Below are 23,973 nucleotides of genomic sequence, written 5' to 3'. Positions count from 1 at the left end.
GCGTCAGCCCACCTGGAGGGTGACGTCGTCGACGACGAAGGAGGTCTGGAGGGACTGGTCCTCGACGCCCTGGAACTTCAGGGTGACGCTCTGGCCGGCGAACCGGGACACGTCGTAGCTCTTGAGCACGTAGCCCGGGGCCGCGTCCAGGTTGGACAGGGTCTCCAGGGTCTGGCCGCCCACCGAGACGGTGAACCGGTCGTAGACCACGTTCTCGTTCTCATCGGTGTCGATGTGGAGGTAGAAGGCGAGCGTGGCCTTGGCGCAGCCGGCGGGCAGGGTCAGGGACTGCGCGGCGCTGTCCGTGTGGGAGGCGCCGTACCCGTCCAGCCACGCCATGTACGAGCCGCTGTGCGAGACCTGGCCGGACTGGTTGGTGACGACCCCGGCCGTGGCGGTCCACGGGCTGCTGCCGCTCTCGAAGCCGCCGTTGGCGACGACCTGGCGCGGGGTGCAGTTGCCCCCGCCCCCGACGGTCAGGGTGTAGGTGGTGCCGTGGGTGACCGTGCCGGCGGCGGTGACGGTCAGGGTGTAGGTGCCGGCCGTGGTGCCCGCGCCGACCTGCACGCCGAGCGTCGAGGATCCGCCGGACTGGACGGAGGCCGGGCTGAGGGTCGCGGTCACCCCGGACGGGGCGCCGGAGACGGACAGGGCGAGCGTCTGGGGGCTGCCGCTCACGGTGGTGGTGTTCACCGTGGAGGTGACGCTGCCGCCCGGGTCGGCGGAGCCGGCGGCCGGGGAGGTGCTGATCGAGAAGTCCTGCGCAGGGGTGTCGCCGCCGACGGCCTGCTTCCAGATCGTGTAGGCGACGCCGTCGGCGCTGCGGTCCAGGACCGTCGCGTTGATGTTGTTCGTCGTGTCGCAGGAGCTGTGGTAGCAGGAGTCGTACGCCGCGTTCGCGGTGCCGCCCCACTTGGTGGCCTGAGCCGAGGTCTTGCGGGCGCTGGCACCGGCCGCGTAGCCGGAGGTGGGGATGCCGCCCTGCTGGAAGGAGTAGTCGTCACTGCGGCCCTGGCCCTCCGTGTTCTCCTCGGGGGCGAGGTTCAGCGAGGCCCAGTACGCCTTCAGCGGCGCCGCGGTGGTGGAGTTGACGTTGTTGATGAAGTAGCCGCCGTTCGGCGAGCCGACCATGTCGAAGTTGTAGTAGCCCTTGATGGCGGCCTTCTCGGCACTGCTGAGCCGGCCCACGTAGAACGCCGAGCCGTTCAGGCCCTGCTCCTCGTCCGTCCACCAGGCGAACCGCACGTGCTTGGTCAGGGTGGGGTTCTTCTGGGCGAGGACGAGCGCGTTCTCCAGCAGGGTCGCGGAGCCCGAGCCGTTGTCGTTGATGCCCGGGCCCGCCGAGACGCTGTCGAGGTGGGCGCCGAACATGACGGTCTGGTCGGCCGGGCCGCCGGGCCAGTCCGCGATGAGGTTGTTGGACGGGTAGGTGCAGGAGGTGCAGTTCTGCTCGGTGACGGTGAAGCCTGCCGCCTGCAGCTTGCCCTTGATGTACGCCACGGACTGGGTGTAGCCGGCGCTGCCGGCCCGACGGTTGCCGCCGTTCTGCGAGGCGATGGTGTTCAACTGGGCCAGGTGAGCCTGGACGTTGGCCACGTTGATGTTCGGCGGATCGTTGCCGGGCTGGGTGCTGCCGACGTTGAGCGCGTAGTCGACGGTGTGCGCGAGGCTCGGGCCCTGGCCCTTGACCGTGATCGTGGAGGATCCGGGCGCCGCGTTGGCCGTGGCGGAGAGGGTCAGCGTCGAGGACTGGCCGGACTGCACGGTGGCCGGGTTGAAGGAGGCGCTCACCCCGGACGGCAGCCCGGTGGCCGTGAGGGTCACCTGCTGCGCCTGGCCGGTGGTGGTGCTGGTCGTCACGGTGGTGGTGACGGAGGCGCCCTGCTGCACGCTGCCCGACGACGGGTTCAGCGCCATCGAGAAGTCGTCGTTCTGGCCGCTCGGGGTGCAGGTCGGGTCACCGGACTGGGCGGGCACGCTGATCGCGTCCCACGCCGCCTTGGTCCTGGTGAACAGGTTGCAGGTGGTCGGGTCGAGCGACTTGGCGGAGCTGAGGGTCGCCGTCCGGTACTTCTTGTACGACATGCTGCTGGTCTTGAGCAGCATGCCGCCGTAGAAGATCTTGCCGGCGTTCTGCACGCCCACGCCGGTGACCGTGGACTGGTTGCAGGTGGGGCTGTTCGGCTTGCCGCCGCCCGGGCTGCTGCCCTCGGCCAGCAGGTAGAACCAGTGGTTCAGGGGACCCGCCGCCGCGTGCACCTCGGTGCCGGGTATCGCGGAGCTGTAGCAGGCCGGGTCGTTGTCGACGGCCGGCGGGTTGTACATGTTCCGGATCGGACCGCTGCCCGTGAGGTTGATCATCTCGCCGACGGTGTAGTCCGGGGTGTCGTACGGGGCCGGCTCGTTCGCGTACGCCTCGGTCAGCGCGCCGAAGATGTCGCCGGTGCCCTCGCCGAGGCCGGCCTCCTGGCCGCTGGTGCCGCCGGGGGTGTTGGAGTCGATGGCGTGCCCGTACTCGTGGCCCACCACGTCGATCCCGGCGATCCACTCGTTGGCGCTGTTGTGCCCGATGGTGACCGAACTGCCGTCCCAGTAGGCGTTGAGGTCGCCCAGGCCCACGTTGCCGGGGAAGCTGCGGCCGTTGCCGCTGACGCCGTTGCGGCCCAGCCACTGGCTCAGCATGTCCCACTGCTTCTGGGCGGCGAACATCAGGTCCGTGCAGCCGGTTTCCTTGGACGTCGCGTTGCCCGTGCCCCAGGAGTCCGAGGACTTCGTGAACACGGTGCCGGTGCTGTAGTCCGCGCAGCTCAGACCGGGCCGGTTCGGGTCGCGCAGCGAGTACGAGCCGCCCGAGGCGGTGGTGTCGATGCTGAGCGGGTTGGGCCCGTTCCACTTGCTGCTGCCGCTGCCCGCGACGACCTCGTCGTGGCGGTCGACGACCTTGCCGGTGCGGGCGTCCACGAAGACGTGCAGTTTGCTGGGCGCGGTCTTGGTGCTGCCGGAGAGGACGGTCTCCCAGGCGAGGACCGGTTTGTCGTCCTTGATCTTGACGACGAGCCGGCTGTCGAGCACCTTGTCGACCTTGGCCAGCTCCGCCCGAGAGACGGCCTCCGCCGCCTTCGCGCTGACGGAGGGGGTGGTGGCCACGTCGACGGCGGTGGCGGAGGCCGACTGGACGGCGCGGACGCGCCCTTGGCCGTCGGCGAGGACGACCGCGTCGCCGCCGACGACGGGCAGGCCGCGGTAGCTGCGCTCGTAGGAGACCGAGTACAGGTCCTGCACCCAGGGGGTGACCAGGCGCCGGTCGTACTGCTGCTGGGGTGAGTTGACCAGGGTGTCGAGACCGCTGCGGACCGCCGCGTCGGCGGCGGCGACCGCCCGCTCGGCGGGCTTGGGGGAGGGTGCGGACTTGGCCTGTGGTGCGGCGGACGCGGCGGTGGCCAGTGCGCCGGCGAGGCTCGCGGTCAGCGCCATGGCCGCCACGGAAGCCATCCATCTGGTGGGCTGCAAGAGTCCACTCCGTTCGTGTGTGGGGGGTGCGGCTGGCTGTTCGCGCCGAGTATGGGCGTGGACATGGCGAGATTGGGACATCTCTGCGCGCATAAGACCCGCGTTATGGTGCCGTGGGGTCACGCTGCGTAAGCTGCCGGAATGCAGCTGGAGTTGAGACATCTGCAAGCCGTGTGCCAGATAGCGGAGTCCGGCAGTCTGGGCGGCGCGGCCCGGCGGCTGGGGGTTTCCCAGCCCGCGCTCTCCGCGCAGTTGCGCAGGATCGAGAGGGTCACGGGCGGCGACCTCTTCGTCCGCGGCCGGCACGGGGTGGAGCCGACCGCGCTGGGCCAGTTCGTCCTGGCCAAGGCGCGCCGCGTGCTCACCGAGATGGAGACCCTCGGCGCCGAGACCCGTGCCATGGCGACCGACGCCCCGCTGCGGCTCGGCTGCATCCTGCTCGTCCTGATCGACGGACTGCTCACGCGGACGGACCTGACCCCGGCCGGTCGGGAGATCACCGTGGACGTGGAGCACTCGGTGACCGCACTCGTACGGATGCTCGGCGCGGGCCGGTACGACGTCGTCGTGTACGGCGAGGTCAACGACCACGAGGTCGCGCTGCCCCAGGGCGCCCTGGCCCGGACCCTCGTGCCCAAGGAACCCTTCTGCATCCGGATGTCCACACGCCACCCCCTGGCGGGCCGCGAGGTCCTGGACCTCGCCGAACTGGCCGGCGAGCAGTGGATGACCCTGGTGGAGGACGACGACGGCGGCCCCGAAGCACTGGTCGAGGCCTGCGCGAAGGCCGGCTTCGCCCCCTCCCTGCGCTACCGCATCACCGACCGCAAGATGCGCCACGACCTGGTGGCGGCGGGCCGCGCCATTTCCCTCACCCAGCCCACGGCCCCCGCGGTGGAGGGCACGGTGATGCGTCCGCTGCTCGGCACCCCGATCATGGGCCGCATCCGCCTCGCCTGGAACCGCTCGGCGGTATCCGCCGCACAAGCGGACACCCTCTACCGCGCGGCGGCGGGTGCCTACCTGGCCAACGTGGACAACAACGCCTTCCACCGCGCGTGGTGGAACGCCCACCCGGAGGCCCACCCGGTCCTCGGGTGAGAACACTCATTGGGGTGATGCGCTACGCGCGGCCCGGCCGCCGCCGGGACCCCGCGCCCGTGGTGCCGTACGGTCCCCGGAGTGACCGAGGCGAGAGACGGGACTGACGTGACCGACGCGAAGGGCGCGACCGACGTGACCGTGACCGGAGGGGCGGGCGCCCTGCGGGTCCTCGTCCTCGCGGGATCCTCCCGCGAAGGCTCCGTCAACGCCCAGCTGGCTGAACTCGTCGCGGCGCAGGTCGAGCGTTCCGGGGCCACGGTGGACCTCGCGCGGATCCGCGACTTCGAGATGCCGACCTACGACGGGGACGCCGAGGCGGGCCAGGGGCCGCCGGCCGGGGCGGCGGCGCTGCGCGAGCGGCTGATCGCGGCCCAGGCCCTGGTCATCGCCTCGCCCGAGTACAACGCCTCGGTGCCCGGCGTGATCAAGAACGCCGTCGACTGGGTCTCCCGCTTCCGGCCGCAGCCTTTCAAGGACAAGCAGACGCTGCTCGTGTCGGCCTCGCCGTCGATGGTCGGCGGCAACCGCGGCCTGTGGGCCCTGCGCGTCCCGCTCGAACACCTCGGGGCGCGGGTGTACCCGGACATGTTCAGCCTCGCCGCGGCGCATTCCGCCTTCCGCGAGGACGGCCGACTCGCGGACGAGGGCCTGGGCGAGCGGCTCGCCGCCACGGTGGACTCCTTCCTGGCGCTGGCCGAGGCGGACACGCGCTACCTGTGCCTCCAGCGCCGCTGGTACGAGTTCCTCGGCGACGAGAGCAGCGCCCCGGTCACCCAACGGGCCGAGGGCTGACGCCGGCCCTCAGCGGGGGACGCCGGTAGAGGGCAGCAGCCGCTCGTCGTGGACCAGGCCCGCCACGTGCTCGGCGACCATGTCGAGGATCTGCGCCGCCGCGTCGGCGTCGCCGAGCACGAGGAAGTTCAGGGTCAGCCCGTCCGTCATCGCCGCCAGGTAGCGGGCCAGTACGGTCACGGGGACGCGGAGTTCGAACCCCATGCCGGCCCGGACCTGTTCGAGGAGCTCCACGTACGTCGCGCAGTACAGCTCGTGCTGCCGCCGCGCCAGGTGCTCGCACCCCGGCTCGCGCAGGGCGTACTGGGTGAGCTCGTACGTGAGCATGTGCTCGGCGGGGTGGGCGCAGACGTGGTCCCAGTAGGCCTCGAAGCCGGCCCGGACGGTCTCGCGGAGGGTGGCGCGCGGCCGGATCGCCTCCTTCACCACCGCCAGGTAGTGCTCGGTGATCGTCTCGATGACGGATTCGAGCAGGGCCTGCTTGGAGTCGAAGCAGTAGTGGAAGACGCTCAGCGACACGCCCGCCTCGGCGGCGATCGACCGGGTCGTCGTCCGGGGGACGCCGTCGCGGGCCATCGCGCGGATCGCGGCCTCGGTCAGCTGCCGGCGCCGCTGCGCCAACGGCATGCGTGCCATGCGGGTTCGGTTCCCTTCGTTCACGTACCGCCCGGGACGGGCGGCCGGGGCATGTCGGATCGAACGAGCCGATCCGGCATGCCCCGGCCGCCGCGCCGGTGCCGTCAGCTGCTGTAGACGCCGACTTCGTGCAAGGAATAGCCCCACTGCGTGCCGCGCCCCACTCCGTGGACGCGTACGTACCGGGCGGGGACGCCGGCGAACTGCGCCGTGTCCAGGCCGCCGTCGCCGGAGGTCGTGGACCACACGGTCTGCCAGTTCACGTCGTCCGCGGAGACCTCGATCCGGTACGCCTTCCCGTACGCGCGCTCCCAGTCGAGGGTGACGCGCTTGACGACGCCGGGGGAGCCGAGGTCGATGCGGAGCCACTGGTCGTCGTTCCAGTCGCTCGCCCAGCGGGTGCCGGTGTCGCCGTCGACGGCCCTGCCGGGCGCGTAGCTGACGAAGGGGTTCCACTCGGCGGAGCTGGCCGCGGCGGGTGCGTGCGCGGCGAGGTTGACCCCGGCCTTGTGCTGCTCGGACGCCCCCCAGGTGTGCAGGTAGGACTCGGCGCCCTTGAAGAGGTCGTCCACGACGCCCTGGCCGCCGACGAGCCGGATGTCCTCGATCCAGTCGGGGACCAGGCCGTAGTGCGCCGCCCCGTCGGTGTTGAGGTCCCAGGTGCGCTGCCCGGTGGTCTGCTTGTCGATGACGGAGCCGCCGTCGGTGCTGCGGAAGGGGTACTTCACCGGGTTAGGGGTGTCGGCTCCGCGCGGGCCCGGCCAGCCGCCGACCCCGTTCATGTCGGTGCCGTACCCGTAGCCGACCTGGTACTTGTCGCGCAGTGCCTTCGTACGCCCGGCCTCGGCGCTGAACCCCTCGGAGCCGTTCATGTACTGGGCGGCGAACCCGCCCAGCTTGTAGAGGCGTTCGGTCCAGCCCAGGTCCATCCAGCTGTGCGAGGAGATCACGCCCGGGTAGGACTCGGATTCGAGGATGTCGAAGGCCCGGCCCGCGGCCTTGACGCTCATGTGGTCGACTTCGAGCATCATCTTGCGTTTCATCATGCCGCGCACCGCGTACTCGCCGAGGTCGGTGAGACCGCGCGAGTTGCACTGCGCGCCGGCCGCGTACGAGGGGACCGCCACGCCCGCCGGCAGCTCCTTCTGCGCCGACGGCGCCGGGGCCAGGCCGATCGGGTTGTCGTGCTGCGGGCCGCTGCACTGCTCGGTCTTCCAGAAGGTGCCTGTCGACAGGAACTGCCCCACGTTGATGGCGGTGCCCAGGGCGCCCTCGTCGAAGCGGACCCCGCACAGCGCGTTGTCGAACTTGTGGCACAGGAACATGCTGCGGACGCCGAGCCGGTACAGCTCGTCGAGGCCGCGGTCGATGTCGGCCTTGCTGCACTGGGCGACGTCCAGGATCTGCTTGCAGCCGAACGGCTCGGAGGTCTCCACGCCCAGGACCACGGCCAGTTTGCCCTGCTGGATGACGTCGCGGGCCTGCGCGGAGTCCGTGACGATCCGGAACCAGCCCTTGCCCGGGCCGCCGTACATCTTGTCGATGTAGGCCTGCATGTCGTACGTCTTCTGCGCCTCCAGGCGGATGGCGGTCATCTCGTCGCAGCTGCGGTCCTTGAAGAAGTAGACCGAGCAGATCACCCCGTTGGTGACGAGGTCGTTGACGAGTACGCGCTGGCCGCCGCGCCAGGCCCGTTCGATCCAGGCGTAGTAGTTCTGCTGGTGGGTCAGCGAGTCGTGGGCGGGCCAGTCCTTGAACGTCGGCCAGCCGGTCGGGTCGTGCTTGCCGTCCCCGCCCTTGGTGATGAAGTCGAAGATCGCGAGGGAGCCGTCGGGGTAGTGCTCGGGGCAGTCCTTGAGGGCGTCGGCCACGCCCAGGTCGGAGAAGGCCTTGCCGCAGATGAGCCGGCCGCCGAAGCCCTCGTTGGACATGATGTGGTCGTGGGCGTCGACGAAGCCCCGTACCTGTCCCTGGGCGTTCGTGCCCTTGAACGGCTCGCCCGTGACGTTGATCTGGGAGTCGGGGGCGGGCCGCGCGGAGGGGTTCCACCAGCCGGCATCGCCCTCGGCGGCCGCGCCGGGCGCGGGGCCGAGGGCCATGGCCACCATGGCGAAGAGGAGGGCGAGCAGCGCGATGGGCCTGCGCCTTCGGTGCGGGGCTCGGGTCATGGTCATCACTCACGTCATCGGTCGGCGGATGGCGCGGTCGAGGACGCAGACCGTCTGAGGGAGCGGCTGATTGTCATGTCCCGCGCAGGCATTGTGACGAGAATGGCTACCGGCGGTAACAGAGTCAAGAGTCCGGGACGGATGACCTGATGGAATGTCAGGTGCGCGGCGGTTTCTCCGTGGGGCTACTCGGGGCCCTCGTCGAGGACCGCCGCGATGCCCTGCGCGAGACACGACACCCGGTGCGCCGGGATCCCCGCGATGTTGACCCGCCCCGCGGTCGTCCCGTAGATGGCGTACCGGCTGCGCAGCCGGAGCATCTGACGCGGTGTGAGCGGCAGCATCGAGAACATCCCCTTCTGCCGCGCCAGCACATCGGCCTGCGCGTCCCACCCGAGCGCGGTCAGCTCCGCAGCCAGTCCGCGCCGGTTGGCCGCGATGCGGGCCCGCATCGCATCCAGTTCGGCCCGCCACAAGTCCCGCAGCCCGTTGTCCTCAAGGACCGCCGCCACCACCGCGGCGCCGTGCTCCGGCGGCATCGAATAGAGGGTGCGGGCCGCGTTCTGCAGCGCCGTCTCCACATGCCGCAGCGACTGCCGCGACGCGCCGAGCACGACGGCGCAGCCGGTCCGGTCGCTGTACAGCCCGAAGTTCTTCGAACAGCTGATGGCGACGAGCATCTCCGGCACCCGCTCCGCCAGTAGCCGGGTGGCCGCCAGATCGGCCTCCAGGCCGTCGCCGAGCCCGTGGTACGCGAGGTCCACGAACGGCACCCAGCCGTGCTGCACCGCCAGCCCGGCCACGGCCTCCCAGGCCTGGGCGGACGGATCCACCCCGGTGGGGTTGTGGCAACAGCCCTGGAGCAGTACGACGTCGTCGCGCCGCGCCTGCCCGAGGTCGCGCAGCATGCCCGCCGTGTCGAAGCGGCCCTCGGCGTCCGCCCAGCCGTACGTCCGCACGGTCAGCCCGGCGGCCTCCAGGATGGGCCGGTGGTTGACGTACGCCGGGTCGCTGATCCACACCGTCGTGCCCGGCCTGGTCCGGCAGATGAGATCGGCGAGCAGCCGCAGCGCGCCGCTACCCGCGACCGTCTGGACGGCCACGGCCCGCTCCGCGGCGTCGCCGGAGCCCAGGACCATCGAGAGCATCGCCCGGTTGAAGGCGGTGTTGCCCGAGAGCCCCCGGTACTCCTTGGAGGCGGAGCGCTCCGCCAGTCGTATCTCGGCCTCCCGTACGGCCGCCATGACCGGGGTGCCGCCCGTCTGGTCGCGGTAGACGCCGAGGACGAGGTTCAGGCGCTCGGGTCGGGCGTCGGCGCCGTACGCCTCGGTCAGGTCCCACAGCGGGTCGACGGGGGGAGGGAGGAGGAGCTCAAGCATGGGCGGGAACCTCGGGCTGGGTGCGGTTGCGGGGACGCCGGTTGGCGAGGGCGACGCCCGCGGTGATGAGGGGGACGCCGACGAGCACGGCCGCGGTCGGCGACTCGTCGAGCAGGGGAATGGCGAGCAGGACCACGGCGACGGGGCTCAGGCTGCCCACGGTCGAGCTGCGCTCCGCGCCGAGACTGCGGATGGCGAAGGCGTACAGCAGGCCGGCGCACAGGCCGACCCCCAATCCCTGCACCACGAGGAACAGGGCGATGTCGCTGCCCGCGGCTGACGCCACGCCGGTGGGCAGCACCCCGGTCAGCACCAGGAGCGCCATCACAGCGAACGAGGGCAGGCACAGCAGACCGATCGATCCGACGGGATCGAGGTCCACCTCCTTCAGTCCGACGGTGTACAGCGCCCACAGCCCGCTGGCGACGAGCAGGATGCCGGCTCCGGCCAGCACCTGTGTGTTCAGCGGGAACACGTACCGCCACACCAGGGCCACCACGCCGGCCGCGATCAGCCCCAGCCCGGCCGCCTGCGTGCCCCGGGGGGCGCCGCGGCCGCCGGCGACCATCAGCGCGGAGACGAACAGCGGGACCATGCCGGGGACGATCGAGCCGACGAACGCCGCCGAGGTCAGGGAGCCGCCGTACATCGCGGCCAGGAAGAACGGCACCCCCGCCCCGCAGGCGATCTTGAGCGCGGCCGCCGGGCGCACGGCGGCGATCCGCCGGCGCCGCCGCCACAGCGCGGGCGCCAGGACGAGCAGCGGGACGCCGAAGCGCAGCAGGGCCGCATCGGCGGGGAGCAGGGAGGAGGCGCTCAGGGCCCGGGCGCTGAGTGCGAACGCGGCCCAGATCAGCACGGTCACCACCAGTGCGAGGGTGCCCTTCGCCTGTGGGGAGAGCCTCGGGCGGACCGCGGCGCCGGCGGGTGGGGGCGCCGTCGCGGGTCCGGCGTTCGTGGTGACCAAGGGGGTTCCTCCAGCCTCAAAGGGGCCGGATCCGGCCATGGAGCAACGCTAGATCTTTCCTCGGGGCAGCCGATTGCCAGTTCTGCCGTCCGGACATACGTTTGAGGCAGAATCTGCCAAGGAGTGGTCATGGACGCAGTCGATCTGCAGATCATCCGTGAGTTGCAGGCCGACGGGCGGCTGTCCAACCAGGACCTCGCCGACCGGGTCCGGCTGTCCCCGTCGCCCTGCCTGCGCAGGGTGCGGCGCCTGGAGGAGGCCGGCCTGATCCGCGGCTACACGGCCATGGTCGACCAGGTCGCCTTCGGCCTGCCGATCACCGTCTTCGTCCGGATCCGCCTGGACCGCCACACGAAGGAGGCGGTCCGGGTCTTCGAGGAGCACGTCGCGGTCATCGAGCACATCCAGGACTGCTACCTGATGGCCGGAAGCAGCGACTACCTGCTCCGCGTGGTCATCGAGAGCCTGGAGGCGTACGAGGCGCTGGTCCGGCACCGGATCCACGCCATCCCCGGCATCGCGTCGATCGAGTCGAGCTTCGCGTTCGGCAGCGTGAAGCAGTCCAGGGTCTACCCCGCTCCCGCGTAAGGAAGTGAGCGGCAGCAGGGCGGCTGACCGGCAGGTCTCCTGCCGGAGTCACCACATGGTGATCTTGATCTCGTGGCGGTGGGGCCCATGGGTCGGTCGCGTAGTTTTGCCCCGTGGCCGGCTTGCCCGGGATCGACTTCCCGTCGTCGTCCCAGGCTCTGCCGATGCGGTACGCGGGGAGGGGCCGGCATGTGCGGCAGTCGGGGTGGGCGTGGCTCAGGGCGGTCGCCGAGCGCGCGGTGGAATCGGCTGCGCGAGGCCCACGTAGCGCTCTCACAGCCACCGCTCGTGACGTCGTCGACCGGCGCCTGGGCACCCCGTCTCCTACACCGCTGAGGGCACCGGCCCGGGCCTGCTGTTCGTGCACGGCACGGGAGGTCACGGAGAAGCCCAGTTCGGGCACGTCCGCGAGCAGTTCAGCGACCGCTACACCGTCATCACCCCCGACTGCTCGGGCAGCGGCCTGACCCCGCTGCACGCGGACGAACTCAGCCTGGACGAGCTGGTGGAGCAGGTGATCGGCGCGGCACGCGCGGTCACCGACGAGCCCCTCGACATCGTCGGCTTCTCCCTCGGCGCCGTCGTCGCGGCCGCCGCCGCGGCCGAGCACCCCGCGCTCGTCCGCCGCCTCGTCGTCATCAACGGCTGGGCCCGCAAAGACGACCCGCGCCAGCAGCTGGCCACCGACCTCTGGCGGCGGCTCGCGGCCATCGACGAGGAGGCCTTCGCCGCGTACAGCGCGCTGCTCGTCTTCTCGCCGCCGTTCCTCGCCGGCATCGGCAGCGGGGGCGTCAAGGCCACCGTCGCCGGGATCAAGGCCGAGGCGTGGACGCTCCAGCAGATCGAGCTCGACCACCTCGTCGACATCAGCGACCGCCTCCCCGCCATCGCCGCGCCCACCCTGGTCATCGGCTCCACCCGGGACGCGCTGATCCCCGTCGAGCACTCGCGCGAGATCCACGCGGCCGTGGCGGGCAGCGAGTACGCCGAGCTGGAGAGCGGCCACGTGGTCATCTTCGAGAAGACGACCGAACTCGTTGAGCTGCTCGGCGATTTCCTCGACCGGGACTGACCGACCGTCCCCACGGGCGATTTCGAGCCGACGGGTGGGCGCTCCCATGGCCGGAACGGGAACCTGCCGTCCCGACCTACCCTCTTGGAAGGGGATCCGGGTACTCCGCCCGGTACTTCCGAGACCCGGGAGGGGACCGACGTGGCGTCCGTGGGAGAGAGACTGAGCAGAGCGCGGGAGCGCACCTTCATCGGAAGGGAAGAGGAACTCGGCCGCTTCGGTGCGGCATTGGCGGGGGATCCGCAGGCGCCCTTCGCGTTCTACCTGTACGGGCCGGGCGGTATCGGGAAGTCGTCGCTGGTGCGGAGCCTGGCGGCCGAGGCCCGTGCGGCGGGCCGACTGCTCCTGGAGCTGGACGGCCGTTTCGTCAGCCGGGACCCGGCCGACTTCGAGCGTGCGGCCGGTCCCTTCCTGGACGTCGCCGGCACGGTCCTGTTCGTGGACTCCTTCGAGCACTGCCAATGGCTGGAGAGCTGGCTGTGGCAGCGCTTCCTGCCCCGCGCCGCCGACGACACCCTGGTGGTCCTGGCCGGCCGCATCCCGCCGCACGCGCAATGGACCGCCGACCCCGCCTGGTCCGGGCTCCTGCACGTCGGTGAACTGGGTCCGTTCTCCGATGAACAGGCCCGGAGCCTGCTGGCGGCGGCGCAGATCCCGCACGAGCTCGGGGAACGCATACTCCACTTCGCCGGAGGCAATCCGCTGGCCCTCTCCCTGGCCGCGGCCGCGGGTTCGGCGGGCTGGAGCGGCGAGGCGATGTGGGCGCCATCGGCCGACGTCCTGCGCACGCTGATGGCGGGCCTGATCGGGGAAGTGCCGACGGCGGCGCACCGGCGGGCCCTGGAGGTGGTGGCCCAGGCGCACTCGACGTCCGAGGAACTCCTCGCCACCGTCCTGCCCGAGGAAGACGCCCACCTACTGTTCGACTGGCTGCGGGACCTGCCGTTCGTGGAGTCCACCGCCCGCGGGCTCTACCCGCACGATGCCGCGCGGGAAACCCTGGCCGCAGACCTGCGCTGGCGCGCCCCCAACGCGTTCATGGCGATGCGCCAGCGACTGGCGGAGGAATACCTGCGCTTGTTGCGCGAGGGCGCCGACGAGCGGGTCAGCGTCATCCCCGACGAACTCTTCTACCTCTTCCGCGAGTTGGCGAGCCCGGCCCGGCGCGGGACTTCCACCCGCGAGGAGGAGGTGCACGAACGCGTGCTGCAGCCGGACGACATCGATGTCGTACTGCGCATGGCCGAGGAGACGGAGGGGGCCGCCTCCGCGGACCTCGTGCGCTACTGGCTGGAGCGACAGCCGCAGGCATTCAGCGTCTTCCGCTCGGTGAGCACCGGCGAGCCCGTGGCGTTCACGACCCGCCTCCAACTGTCGTCCCCTCCCGACCCGCAGGACCTCGCCACCGACCCCGTCGTCGCGGCCGCCTGGGAGTACACGACGGCCACCGCCCCGGTACGGGCCGGAGAGCACATCGGCATGAGCCGGTTCTCGATCTACCCCGCCCGCTACCAGGTCCCCTCCGTCGTCATCGACCTGAGCAACTCCCGGGCCCAGGCGGAGGCCGCCCGCGGGCGGGGTCGCGCCCACGGCTTCGTCGTCTACCGGGACGCCGAAACCTGGGCCGCGCGCCTCAAGGGCGTCATGCACGACACCGGCGCACGGGCGCGGGTCGGCGAGTACGCGTACGGGCTGTTCTGCATCGACTGGCGGCAAGTGCCGGTCGAGGCGTGGATACGCCACCTCATCACCGCGACCGAAGTGCCGGCCCCCTCCGGACCGTCGGGCTTCTCACGCACCGCGTTCGACCAGGCCGTGCGCGAGGCCCTGGCGCACTGGCGCGACCCCCGCGCCTTCGCCGCCTGCGCCCTGACCCGCGCACGGCTCGCGGCCGACCTCACCGATCCGGTCGGAGAGCTGCGCGCCCTGCTGCGCCAGGCCGTCGACGACCTCGCCGGCGACCCGCGCGGAGTGCGCGCCCGCGAGGCCCTGACGGCGGGCTACTTCTCCGGAGCACCCACCCAGGAGGCCGCAGCCCGCCGCCTGGGCCTGCCGTACGGGACCTACCGGCGCCACGTCCGCCAGGGACTCGACCTGCTCTGCGAGGAACTGTGGCACCGGGAGCTGCACGGGAGCCCGCGGTAGCGGACACCGCCCGGCCCCCCCGGTCGCCCCGGTGGACAGGTGCGGACAGCAGTGGACAGTCATGACCGCCGTCCGCTCTGGATAGTGGACACCGCCCGGCACGAGTCTGTGCGACATGAACGTTGCACACACGCAGACGGGCCGGGCGGCAGCCGGAGCCCACCGGCCCGGAACCGCCCTCGCGGCGCTCGCCGCGGCCCAGTTCACCGTCATGCTGGCCACCTCGATCGTGAACGTGGCGCTCCCCCAGATCAGCAGCGGAGTGGGGCTGTCGGACGGCGGCACCACCTGGGTCGTCAACGCCTACGGCCTGGCCTTCGGGGCGCTGCTCCTGGCGGGCGGCCGGGTGGCCGATCTCCTCGGCCGCCGCCGGGTGCTGATCGCCGGGCTGGCGCTGTTCGCGGCGGCCTCGCTGACGGCGGGACTGGCCGCCTCCGCGGGCGTGCTGATCGCGGCGAGGGCCGTTCAGGGCCTCGGCGCCGCGGCCATCGCCCCGGCCGCGCTCGCCCTGGTGATGGACCTGTACCCGCCCGGACCCGGGCGGGGCAGGGCACTGGGGGTGTGGGGCGCGGTCTCCGGCGCGGGCGGGGCGGGCGGTGTGCTCCTCGGCGGTGTCCTGACCCAGGCGTGGGGGTGGCCCTGGATCTTCCACTCCGTGGCGCTCGGGTCGGTTCTCGTCCTGGCCGCCGTGGCGGCCTTCGTACCGCGGACGGCCGGTAGGAAGGACGGGCGGTTCGACCTGCTGGGCACCGCCGCCGTCACCCTCGCCCTGACGTGCCTCGTCTGGGGCCTGACCGCCGCACGCGGCACCGGCTGGACGGACCTGCGGGTGCTGGGCGCCCTGGCCGGCGCCGTCGCCCTGTTCGCCGCCTTCGTCGTCATAGAGCTCCGTCGGTCGAACGCACTGATACCGCCGCGCCTGTTCAGCGCCGGCCGGGTCGTCGCGGGCAACCTGCTGATGGCACTGCTGGGCTCCGTGTGGATCGCACTGTTCTTCTTCCTGCCGCTCTACCAGCAACAGGTCCTCGGGATGTCCCCGCTGGCCACCGGTGCCGGTCAACTCCCGCTCGCCCTGGCCAACATGCTCGGCGCGACCCTGGCCTCCCGCATCTCCCGGCGCATCGGCGCCGCCGCGACGGTGACCGCGGCCCTGTTCACCGAGGCGGCCGGCCTGCTGTGGCTGTCCCGGATCGACGCCCACGGCAGCTACCTCGCGGACGTCCTCGGCCCGAGCATCCTGGTCGGCCTCGGCCTGAGCGTCGCCTTCGTCCAGCTCACCGCACTCGCCGTGGACGGTGTCCCCCCGCAGGACGCGGGGCTCGCGGGCGGCCTGGTCAACACCACGCGTCAGATCGGCGGTGCGATCGGCCTCGCCGCCCTGGCGACGCTCGCCGGCTCCGTCACCCAACGCGCCGCGGCCCACCGGCCGCACGTAGAGGCGCTCACCACCGGCTACCGCACCGCCTTCGCGGTCTCGGCCGCAGTCCTGGCCGCCACCGCACTCCTCGCACTGCTCCTCGCCCGCCGCACCGGCCGGCCCACCACGACCGCCCCCGCGCCGGGGGAGAAGGGAAACCCAGCCGTGTTCACCATCGACGAGACCGCACCCGTCACCGTCCGCCTGAGCACCGTGATCGACGCCCCGCTCGCGACGGTGTGGGAGCTCCACACCGACATCGCGGCGTGGCCCACCTGGAACGCGGACATCGACCGGGCAGAGCTCCACGGCCCGCTGGTCCCCGGCAACTCCTTCAGCTGGCTGACCCACGGCCTGGACATCACCTCCACCGTGCACGAACTGGTCCCCGGCGAGCGGATCGTGTGGGGCGGCCCCGTCGACGGCATCACCGGCATCCACGTGTGGACGTTCGAACAGCACGGCGACCGGGCCACCACCGTCCGCACCGAGGAGTCCTGGAGCGGCGACCCGGTCGACGCCGCCGTGGACGAACTCGCCGCGGCCCTCCACGACTCCCTGGACACCTGGCTCACCCACCTCAAGCACCGTGCCGAACACGCTGCCTGACCTGCCATCACACCCACTCGAAGAGGTTCTGACATGACGACGCACAAGCCCTACCTGACCGGTCACTACGCCCCCGTCCCCGAGGAAGTCACCGCCACCGGTCTGACCGTCGAGGGCACCCTGCCCCCGGAGCTGACCGGCCGGCTGATCCGCAACGGCCACAACCCGAAGCCCGGTGTGACCCCGACGCACTGGTTCAAGGGCAGCGGCATGGTCCACGGCATCCGGCTCCGTGAGGGCCGCGCCGAGTGGTACCGCAACCGCTGGGTGCACACCCCCGCGTTCGACGGCGCCCCCTACATGACCGAGAACGGCCCCGACCTGACCGCCAGCACCGCCGGCACCCACGTCATCGAGCACGGCGGCCGCCTCCTCGCCCTGTGCGAGTCCAACTTCCCCTTCGAGCTCACCCCGGAACTGGAAACGGTCGGCGCCTACGACTTCGGCGGCAAGCTGCGCACCGCGATGACCGCGCACCCCAAGGAGGACCCGCTCACCGGGGAGCTGCACTTCTTCGGCTCCTCGCCCCTCCCGCCGTTCCTGACGTACTACGTCTCCGACGCCAAGGGCGAGATCGTCCACAGCGCCGAGATCCCGGGCGCGACGGCCTCCCTGAAGCACGACTTCGCCATCACCCGCCGCCACGTGGTCTTCGTCGAGGGTAACGTCACCTTCGACCCCAGCGAGCACTCCGGCATCCCGTACGCCTGGAGCGACCAGCAGCTCTCCCGCATCGGCATCATGCCGCGCGGCGCCAACGGCGCCCAGCACCTGCGCTGGTTCTCCATCGAGCCCGGCAACATGCTGCACGTCTCCAACGCGTACGAGGACGGCCAGGGCCGCATCGTCCTGGAAGGCCCCACCGTGGACCGCGAGGGGTTCCGGCTGTCCTGGAACTGGTGGACCGGCGCTCCGGGGCGCGGTTCCGAGCCCGCCTCCCGCTCGTACACCCGCCGCTGGGTCGTGGACATGACCGCCGGGACCGTCGACGAGCAGATCATCGACGACCTCGCGGTGGAGTTCCCGACCCTCAACGAGGAGTACCTCGGCGCCGAGAACCGCTACCAGTACGCCATCTCGTTCCCGGACGAGAAGGGCTTCGGCGGCTACGGCGTGGTGAAGTACGACCGCACCACCGGCGCTCGCCGCATCCATCAGGTCGGTGACGCCCGCCTGCCCAGCGAAGCGGTGTTCGTCCCCGCGGCCGGAGCGAGCGGCGAGGACGACGGCTACCTCCTGACCGTCGTCTCCGACCTCAAGCAGAACGCCTCGCAACTGCTGGTCCTCGACGCCTCCGGCCTCGACCGCATCGCCACCGTCCACCTGCCGCAGCGGGTGACCGCCGGGGTCCACGGCTCTTGGATCGCCGACGACACCCTGACCGCCCCCGGGAACTGACCACCCCCGACACCCCAGCCGGCGCTGCCGGCCACCCCTCCGCGGCGGTGGCCGGCAGCGCCGTACCCGTACCCGTACCCGGGTGATCTTGCCGTCGCGCCGGTGAACACCGGTCCGCCGGCTCCGGCTGCGCCGCCAGGTACCCAGCGTCGGCGGGGTCCGTCCGTACGGCTCTACGTCGTGACCGGAAGGGCGTCCGGGCGGGGCCGCGCCGGGACCCGGGCCGTCCGCGCCGCCTCCACCGCCGCGGCCGAGGTGTAGAGGGTCAGTGCTCGCCCGCCGTGGACCAGCTTGGCCGCCGCCCAGTGGAACGGGTTCGCCCGTCCCTCCACGGCAACGGCGTGGTCGCTCACCAGCCGCTCGACCCGCGCCAGCAACGCCGGGTCGAGACTCCTGCGCAGCCTGCCGCGCGCCTCCTGCTGCTGCGGGGCGTACAGGTTGAACGGCAGGTACAGCGTGGCGTCGTCCGGCTGCGCCCCGTCGCGCGAAGTCATGCTCCAGCACAGAGTCGGGCGTACCCCGGGCGTGTCGAGCGGCTCCGATCCCTGCGGGGCGGTGTCCGTCACCAGACCCGCCGCGGCGGCCGCCGCGGCGCGGCCCAACGGGGCCAGCCGTGCTTCCAGTTCGGCGGTGGAGCGCTCCGCGACCGTCGTGTAGAACTTGATACGGGCGTGCGGTGACTCGTCCACGTCGAGCGCGAAGAAGGCCGGCATCAGATGGGCCATGCCCTGCGGGTCGTGGCGCTGCAGCCAGCCCCACGCGCCGCCCTGGCCGAGCCGGTCGAGCGCCGTCCCGACGGTCTCCCGGCTGCGCTCGGTGCCCGCCGCCAGCGTGTCGAAGTACACCTTGGGGCGTGCGATTCCCGAGGCGCTGACCGAAGCCGCCAGGCACATCCCGAACGCCGCCCGCTCGCTGCGCGGCCGGAACAGGTCGGCGACCTCCCGGGCCCGCTCCAGGCGTGCGAGGCCCAGGCGTTCCAGCTCGGCCAGCGTCCGCCGGCCGCGCTCCCAGCTCCCGGTCGCCGAGACGGGGCCCCGCTCGGGGAGCGGCCGGAAGAAGAGCCGGACGTCGACCCGGTCCCCGTCGAGCACGAGAGAGTATTCGAACGGAGCGGTCGACACGGCGTCCTGCCGGGTCCCGCCGCCGTCGGTGTCCCGCGAGACACGGTGGCCCCACCCGTCGAAGAGGGTCCGCACGGATTCCTCGGCCGCCGCGTCGAAGCGTTCCCCCAGGCCGAGCACCTCTCCCAGGTAGCGCAGCCCGTCGACGGCCAGTCCCGCGTATCCGGGCCGCTCCGACGTCACGGGGCGACCGGCTCGGGGGTGGGCGGCAGGTAGGGCTTGGAGTCGATCCCGGGGTACATCCGCTCCAGGTGCCCGATCGTCTCCTCGGTCCAGTAGTCGTCCCCGGCGGGCGGGAAGCCCAGCAGGTGGCGCTGGCGCGGGTCCAGTTCGACCATGAGCTCGTGCAGGGTGTTCCAGTTCGGGTGCGCCGGCCGCATCGACCACAGGTGCTTGTCCGTCCAACGGGCCTGCGCGCCGTGCATGTTGAAGAAGAGCGCGAGACGCCGTCCGAGCAGTTCGTTGTAGGCCGACCCCCGGTGGACGATGTCGCCGACGAAGAGCAAGAGCGAACCGGCCTCGGCCTCCACGGGCCGCTCCTGCTCGTACAGCCCCGGATACTCCGCCTTGTCGTACGAGCCCTTGCCCGCGTCGGTCAGCAGCGGCAGCCCGAGGTGTGCGGCCCGGTCGACGACGTAGGTGGGCGCGGTGTCCACGGTCACGTCGGTCAGGTAGAGGATGCCGTACACGCGCTGGTAGACACCGTCCGCACGCGGGTGCACAAGGCTGCTGGCCGCCCAGGCGTCGTTGTGCAGGGTCTGGTCGCGGCTCTCCCCGTACGCCGTGCCGTACTTGGCCTGGATGAAGGAGCTCGTCAGCCGCAGGTCGGTGGTGCCGAGCAGTTCCTCGACGACGTCGATGACCCGGGTGTCCAGCGCGTGCCGGTTCAGGTCGTTGCTGGTGAAGGGGAACGGAACCGCGTGCTTGAGGGCGTTGACCTCCTCGGGCGTGCTCCCGCTCGCCTCCGGGTCGGGGAAGTAGGTGTCGATCGCGGCCTGCGCCCGGGCGAGGGCCTCGCCCGTCACGAAGCCGGGTACCAGGGCGTATCCCCGGCCGGCCAGTCGTTCCACTATGTGCTTGGTGTCCATGGCGTCCGTTCGTCTCAGCTCTCGGAGAGGTGGTCGTGCGGCCCGTCGCTCCGCCCCGTGCGGCGGGTGCGGGACACGACGATGTTCTTGTGGAAGGCGTCCAGCCGCATGGACTCGCCGACCGCTTGGCCCTCGACCTCGATCCAAGCGTGCGCGGCGAAGGGCATCAGGCTGACGCCGGAGACCCAGTCCGGCCAGCTGCCGCGCAGGCGGGCCAGCAGGGCCGCCGCGATCGATCGCTCCAGGCAGTACGGCCCGGCGGCGCGGCGGCTGACGGAGACGACGTCGCTGCGCGCGGCCAGTGCCTCGGCGCGGGTGGCGGGGCGGGCGCCGCCGCTGAGCAGGCGCAGCGCCCGCTCCAGCGCGTGCGGGCTCAGCCGGGTCAGCAGGCGGCTCGCCGTGACGGCCAGCATCGGCAGGGGCCGACGGCGCAGTGGCAACCGGGCGCGGGGCTCCAGGGTCATGGGCAGCGTCACGTCAGACCAGCACCTTCGCACGGCGCATGGTGTCGATCAGCTTCGCGACGTCCGCGGGTATCCGGTCGGCCGCCTCCGGGTGGCGTGCGCACAGCTCGGCCACGACTTCGTCCTGGGTGCGTCCCGCAGCGAGCATCTCGAACACCGACGTCCCCATCGGGTTGATGCGGAAGTAGGTGCCGGACTTCTTGTCCAGGAGAACGGCCGCGTCCTCGGTCTTGGTGAGTACGACGTGAGGGGAGATCTTCAGCATGGTGAGGCCAGTCGTCGGTTCGTGAGGGGGCGTTCGGGCGCCGCTGCCGGGGCCCCCGCGACAGCCTGCATCCAGGCCTCCGCGGCGACGGTCAGCTCCAGCGCGTTGGTCTCGTACTCGGGGCGCATCGTGTCCCGCAGGGTGGCGCGCAGCCGGTCGATGTCCACCAGGCCGTGCTCGGCGAGCAGCGAGTCCTCGAACAGGCCGAGGAGCGAGCGGCGGTTGCGGGCCAGGCCGCGGTGCACCGACATGCTGAACTCGCCCTTGGTGGAACGGGAGAGCGCACCCGTCCGGGAACCCGGCGTCGCGTCCACCCGCATGGCGGCCTTCAGGACCGGTTTGAACCCGGTGCCCGGCAGGGCCTCGGCGCGCGACACCGAGAGGGCGGCCTCCAGTACCGCGTCGTCCATGTACGGCAGCGACAGGGTGATCCCCTGGTGCTCCATCAGGGCGCGCAGCGGGCCGAGCCGTTGTCCACCGATGCGGTGTCCCGCGATGCTGGTGTGCACCGAGCGGGTGTCGGCCTGCGAGGTCCGACCGGCATCGTCGGCGGCGGCGACCGCGCGCACGGCCTCGACGTTGGCGGGCGTCGACCACGGGGTCACGCGGACCTGCGGGCCCCAGCTCAAGCCGGGGCCGAGGACGTCCGGCCGGGGCAGGTGCAGACTGCGCAGCTGCTCCTCGAACCAGCCCTGGTACGTCTGCTGCCGGGCGAGCCCGCGCAGGACGGAGGGCATGCTCCAGCGCCGCAGCCGGGCGAGATCGCGGATGCCGCGGACCGCACGCAGGGGAGCGCGCGCGTAGAGGTCGCCGAAGTAGGACGGTGCGATGGTGAACAGCTCGTCCCCGCCGAATCCGCCGATGTGGACGTCGGAGCCGGTGGCGGCGAAGATCTTGGACATCGCGGTCTTCCGTGCACGGTTCCGGATGAGCGTGTACGGCTCTCCCAGTCCGTACGGGACGTCCTGGACGAGCCCGCGGCCGAGTTCCCAGATGCCGTCGTACGGGCCCGGGACGTCCTCGGGGCCGAGGACCGTCAGGGGCCGGTCGATCTCCTGCGCCGCGATCGCCGCCCAGTGGGCGTCGTCGTGGTTGGGGTCGACGGTCTGCTCGACGAACGACTGGAAGCGGGCGCCCTGGCCGGCCAGGAGGAAGCAGAGGGAGGTCGAGTCCATACCGCCCGACAGGTCCGCCGAGAGGCCGCCGGCCGTGGCGAGCCGGACGGCCACCGCTTCCTCCAGCGCGGCCCGCACCTTCGGAGCTCCGTCGGCGAGCGACAGCGTCGGCGCCGGGGGACGCCACCAGGTGGTGGACTCGACCCGGTCGGCGGTCATGCGCAGCCTCTGGTCGGCGGGGAGCCGGTGGACCCCGTGCCAGTAGGTGCCCCGGGTCAGCCCGTAGTCGAATCCGGGGTGCAGCATCCCCCAGGCGACCATCTCGATGCGCGGGGTGGCACCGCTGAGCCGGGCCAGTGGTTCGGCCGAGTCGGATGCGGCGTACGAGCCGTCCTGGCGCCGGGCGTAGAACACCTGGCGCAGGCCCGACGCGCTCCCCTGGACATGGGTGGAGCGGCCGTCGGTGTAAAGGATGTGAAAGCTGCCGGCGATCTCGTGCGCGGCGGCCATCAGACCGTCGGCTTCGTCGTGCTGTGCCAGCAGGCGGGCCAGACCCCCCGCGTCGATGCTCGTCTCGCCGAACAGCGCGAGGCGTCTGGCGCCGGCTTCCGCGGCAATCAGGCGGGAATGGGAGCGGTCCGCGACCACCCACGTCCGGCCTGAGGCATACGTCAGCACTTCGGTGTTCTCAGTCGGCCCGGCATAGACCGGAAATGCGTCATCGACGTTCTCCGGGAAAGCGATGAACCATGACGCACTCAAGGAATCCCCCTGGCCAACTAAATTTGCGCACGGCGATTAGATGATCGCGGTGCCCTCACCGTCGTTGCTGGCCCAGCCGTACCACATCGTGAGTTCGGAGAACTCGCCGATGGGCAGCATTTCGGGCGCCTCGTATTCGACAACCTCGTGGTCGTTCATTTGTGTCACCCCCTTCCGTTCGATTCATCTTCAACCTAACAAGCGGGGGTGGGGATTCGCGAGAACGTTTTTTTGATACCGTCGCCCGTTATGGCCGAAAACCACGGCCCGGGCGAAATGGAATATCGAACTCCGATTGTCGAATGCGTGGCGTGTGCACTGGTCTCCCGGTGGATCAGGCGTGCGTCGCGGCGCCCTGCGCCCGCGGCAGCGGTGCACCGCTGAGTGGACCCGAATGGCTGGAACAGGCCCTCTTGACTGTGAAGTGGACCTGGAGCACTCCGGTCCAAACGAGCGCCGAGCCCAGCAGGTGGAGCATCACGAGGAGCGAGGGCAGGGCCGTCACCGACTGCACCAGCCCCACGAGCCCCTGGCCCAGGAGTACGGCCAGGAAGGCGACCGCCTTGCGGCGCGCGACGCCGAAGCCGTCCTTGGGCAGCGCGGACAGCAGGGCTCCGGCCAGGACCAGGACCGCCCCGGCCAGCACGCCGTGGACGATGGTCACGGCCGTCCAGTTGAAGGGCATGCGCGCCACGTCGGAGGAGTCACCCGCGTGCGGTCCGGAACCGGTGGCGAGCGTGCCCACGAGGACCAACAGGGCCGTCACCGCGACCAGGGCCGTCGACAGCGACCGGATCCGCGCGCCGGACCGGCCACCCTCGCCGCCCGCGCCGTGCCCAGTGCCGTCGGCGCCGGCATCGGCATCCGCACCAGCGTCGGCATCGGCATACGCCGCGTGCCAGGTGTACACCGCGGCGGTGAGCAGCAGCGTGGCGGCGAGGAAGTGCGCGGCGACGATGTACGGGCTCAGCCGCATCCATACGGTCACTCCGCCGACGACCGCATTCAGTACGACGATCCAGAACTGCGCCCATCCTCCGCGCAGCACGGCGGGCATCGGCTTTTCCTGGAGGCGCGCGGTAATGATGACCCAGCCCACCACCGCGCACAGCGCTCCGGTCAAGAGCCGGTTTCCGAATTCGATGGCGCCGTGCACCCCCATTTCCGCAGTGGGGGCCAGTGTCTCTCCCGTACACATGGGCCAATCCGTGCAGCCGAGACCGGAGCCGGTGACGCGGACGATTCCACCGGTCACGATGATCGCGATACTCGCCACGACCGAACCCAGCGCGGCCAGTCTGACGCTTCTCGCTCCGAGTGAGTACCTGCCGGCGAGCCATGAGAGGGGAGTACGCACGATCAGCCTTCCTTTA

General features: G+C 71.5%; 19 protein-coding genes. 7 read left to right on the top strand and 12 right to left on the bottom strand.

Going from position 1 to position 23,973, the window contains the following annotated elements; all coding sequences use genetic code 11:
- Positions 1–3 precede the first annotated feature (3 nt).
- Positions 4–3,492 carry a M28 family peptidase gene (locus OG974_RS09500; protein WP_328765136.1) on the bottom strand — a complete coding sequence of 1,163 codons (3,489 nt, stop codon included), beginning with the start codon at positions 3,490–3,492 and terminating at the stop codon, positions 4–6.
- Between the two features lie 159 nt (positions 3,493–3,651).
- Between OG974_RS09500 and OG974_RS09495 the strand changes: the two genes are divergently transcribed.
- Positions 3,652–4,611, top strand: coding sequence for a LysR family transcriptional regulator (locus OG974_RS09495; protein WP_328761998.1), 960 nt, complete (start codon positions 3,652–3,654; stop codon positions 4,609–4,611).
- Positions 4,612–4,692: 81 nt separating this feature from the next.
- Entirely contained in the window at positions 4,693–5,406 is a 714-nt protein-coding gene (locus OG974_RS09490) for an NAD(P)H-dependent oxidoreductase (RefSeq protein ID WP_327282223.1), read from the top strand.
- A 9-nt stretch (positions 5,407–5,415) separates the two neighbouring features.
- Here the strand turns inward: OG974_RS09490 and OG974_RS09485 are convergent, their stop codons facing one another.
- From OG974_RS09485 to OG974_RS09470, 4 genes are all read right to left on the bottom strand, one after another.
- Positions 5,416–6,042 carry a TetR family transcriptional regulator gene (locus OG974_RS09485; protein WP_327282222.1) on the bottom strand — a complete coding sequence of 209 codons (627 nt, stop codon included), beginning with the start codon at positions 6,040–6,042 and terminating at the stop codon, positions 5,416–5,418.
- 104 nt (positions 6,043–6,146) lie between these two features.
- Positions 6,147–8,150 (bottom strand): discoidin domain-containing protein, encoded by a 2,004-nt coding sequence (locus tag OG974_RS09480; protein ID WP_371646776.1) that lies wholly within the window; start codon positions 8,148–8,150, stop codon positions 6,147–6,149.
- Positions 8,151–8,395: 245 nt separating this feature from the next.
- Positions 8,396–9,589, bottom strand: a complete 1,194-nt coding sequence (locus OG974_RS09475; protein ID WP_327282221.1) for an aromatic amino acid transaminase — start codon at positions 9,587–9,589, stop codon at positions 8,396–8,398.
- Positions 9,582–10,556 (bottom strand): DMT family transporter, encoded by a 975-nt coding sequence (locus OG974_RS09470; RefSeq protein WP_327282220.1) that lies wholly within the window; start codon positions 10,554–10,556, stop codon positions 9,582–9,584. Before OG974_RS09470 ends, OG974_RS09475 begins: the two co-directional genes overlap by 8 nt.
- Positions 10,557–10,685: 129 nt before the next feature.
- On the opposite strand from OG974_RS09470, the gene OG974_RS09465 reads away from it, so the two are divergent.
- The 5 genes from OG974_RS09465 to OG974_RS09445 all read left to right on the top strand — a co-directional run bounded on the left by OG974_RS09465 (position 10,686) and on the right by OG974_RS09445 (position 17,785).
- Positions 10,686–11,144 carry an Lrp/AsnC family transcriptional regulator gene (locus tag OG974_RS09465; protein ID WP_327282219.1) on the top strand — a complete coding sequence of 153 codons (459 nt, stop codon included), beginning with the start codon at positions 10,686–10,688 and terminating at the stop codon, positions 11,142–11,144.
- A gap of 361 nt (positions 11,145–11,505) precedes the next feature.
- Positions 11,506–12,216 carry an alpha/beta hydrolase gene (locus OG974_RS09460; protein WP_327282218.1) on the top strand — a complete coding sequence of 237 codons (711 nt, stop codon included), beginning with the start codon at positions 11,506–11,508 and terminating at the stop codon, positions 12,214–12,216.
- A 150-nt stretch (positions 12,217–12,366) separates the two neighbouring features.
- Positions 12,367–14,361 (top strand): ATP-binding protein, encoded by a 1,995-nt coding sequence (locus tag OG974_RS09455; RefSeq protein ID WP_371646161.1) that lies wholly within the window; start codon positions 12,367–12,369, stop codon positions 14,359–14,361.
- A 115-nt stretch (positions 14,362–14,476) separates the two neighbouring features.
- Positions 14,477–16,387 carry an MFS transporter gene (locus OG974_RS09450; protein WP_327282216.1) on the top strand — a complete coding sequence of 637 codons (1,911 nt, stop codon included), beginning with the start codon at positions 14,477–14,479 and terminating at the stop codon, positions 16,385–16,387.
- Positions 16,388–16,420: 33 nt separating this feature from the next.
- A complete protein-coding gene (locus tag OG974_RS09445) occupies positions 16,421–17,785 on the top strand; it encodes a carotenoid oxygenase family protein (protein WP_328761991.1) in 1,365 nt (454 codons plus the stop codon).
- Positions 17,786–17,958: 173 nt separating this feature from the next.
- On the opposite strand, the gene OG974_RS09440 is transcribed toward OG974_RS09445, so the two are convergent.
- The 7 genes from OG974_RS09440 to OG974_RS09410 form a co-directional block, all read right to left on the bottom strand.
- On the bottom strand, positions 17,959–19,089 hold the full coding sequence (locus OG974_RS09440; RefSeq protein ID WP_371646158.1) for a hypothetical protein: 1,131 nt from the start codon (positions 19,087–19,089) through the stop codon (positions 17,959–17,961).
- A complete protein-coding gene (locus OG974_RS09435) occupies positions 19,086–19,994 on the bottom strand; it encodes a phytanoyl-CoA dioxygenase family protein (RefSeq protein WP_327282213.1) in 909 nt (302 codons plus the stop codon). The genes OG974_RS09440 and OG974_RS09435 overlap by 4 nt, the downstream gene beginning before the upstream one ends.
- A gap of 14 nt (positions 19,995–20,008) precedes the next feature.
- Complete coding sequence (locus OG974_RS09430; RefSeq protein ID WP_371646156.1) at positions 20,009–20,470, bottom strand: lasso peptide biosynthesis B2 protein; 462 nt, start codon at positions 20,468–20,470, stop codon at positions 20,009–20,011.
- A 1-nt stretch (position 20,471) separates the two neighbouring features.
- A complete protein-coding gene (locus OG974_RS09425) occupies positions 20,472–20,723 on the bottom strand; it encodes a lasso peptide biosynthesis PqqD family chaperone (RefSeq protein WP_327282211.1) in 252 nt (83 codons plus the stop codon).
- Positions 20,717–22,516: an asparagine synthase-related protein gene (locus OG974_RS09420; RefSeq protein WP_327282209.1), complete on the bottom strand. Its 1,800-nt coding sequence runs from the start codon at positions 22,514–22,516 to the stop codon at positions 20,717–20,719. Before OG974_RS09420 ends, OG974_RS09425 begins: the two co-directional genes overlap by 7 nt.
- A 120-nt stretch (positions 22,517–22,636) precedes the next feature.
- Entirely contained in the window at positions 22,637–22,759 is a 123-nt protein-coding gene (locus OG974_RS09415; protein ID WP_133895650.1) for a lasso RiPP family leader peptide-containing protein, read from the bottom strand.
- A 175-nt stretch (positions 22,760–22,934) separates the two neighbouring features.
- Positions 22,935–23,855, bottom strand: coding sequence for a heme A synthase (locus OG974_RS09410; RefSeq protein ID WP_371646774.1), 921 nt, complete (start codon positions 23,853–23,855; stop codon positions 22,935–22,937).
- Between the last annotated feature and the right edge of the window lie 118 nt (positions 23,856–23,973).

Origin of the sequence: Streptomyces sp. NBC_00597 (assembly GCF_041431095.1) — a bacterium.
Classification (GTDB): Bacteria; Actinomycetota; Actinomycetes; order Streptomycetales; family Streptomycetaceae; genus Streptomyces.
The sequence above is the reverse complement of the archived record's forward strand: the minus strand, read 5'-3'. Positions and strand labels throughout refer to the sequence as shown.

Bases quoted from the DNA above. Each gene is read 5' to 3' on its own strand.
- OG974_RS09480 (WP_371646776.1), bottom strand. From the start codon at position 8,150: ATGGTGGCCATGGCCCTCGGCCCCGCGCCCGGCGCGGCCGCCGAGGGC.
- OG974_RS09465 (WP_327282219.1), top strand. From the start codon at position 10,686: ATGGACGCAGTCGATCTGCAGATCATCCGTGAGTTGCAGGCCGACGGG.
- OG974_RS09475 (WP_327282221.1), bottom strand. From the start codon at position 9,589: ATGCTTGAGCTCCTCCTCCCTCCCCCCGTCGACCCGCTGTGGGACCTG.
- OG974_RS09495 (WP_328761998.1), top strand. From the start codon at position 3,652: ATGCAGCTGGAGTTGAGACATCTGCAAGCCGTGTGCCAGATAGCGGAG.
- OG974_RS09425 (WP_327282211.1), bottom strand. From the start codon at position 20,723: ATGCTGAAGATCTCCCCTCACGTCGTACTCACCAAGACCGAGGACGCG.
- OG974_RS09415 (WP_133895650.1), bottom strand. From the start codon at position 22,759: ATGAACGACCACGAGGTTGTCGAATACGAGGCGCCCGAAATGCTGCCC.
- OG974_RS09445 (WP_328761991.1), top strand. From the start codon at position 16,421: ATGACGACGCACAAGCCCTACCTGACCGGTCACTACGCCCCCGTCCCC.
- OG974_RS09500 (WP_328765136.1), bottom strand. From the start codon at position 3,492: ATGGCTTCCGTGGCGGCCATGGCGCTGACCGCGAGCCTCGCCGGCGCA.
- OG974_RS09435 (WP_327282213.1), bottom strand. From the start codon at position 19,994: ATGGACACCAAGCACATAGTGGAACGACTGGCCGGCCGGGGATACGCC.
- OG974_RS09450 (WP_327282216.1), top strand. From the start codon at position 14,477: ATGAACGTTGCACACACGCAGACGGGCCGGGCGGCAGCCGGAGCCCAC.
- OG974_RS09485 (WP_327282222.1), bottom strand. From the start codon at position 6,042: ATGGCACGCATGCCGTTGGCGCAGCGGCGCCGGCAGCTGACCGAGGCC.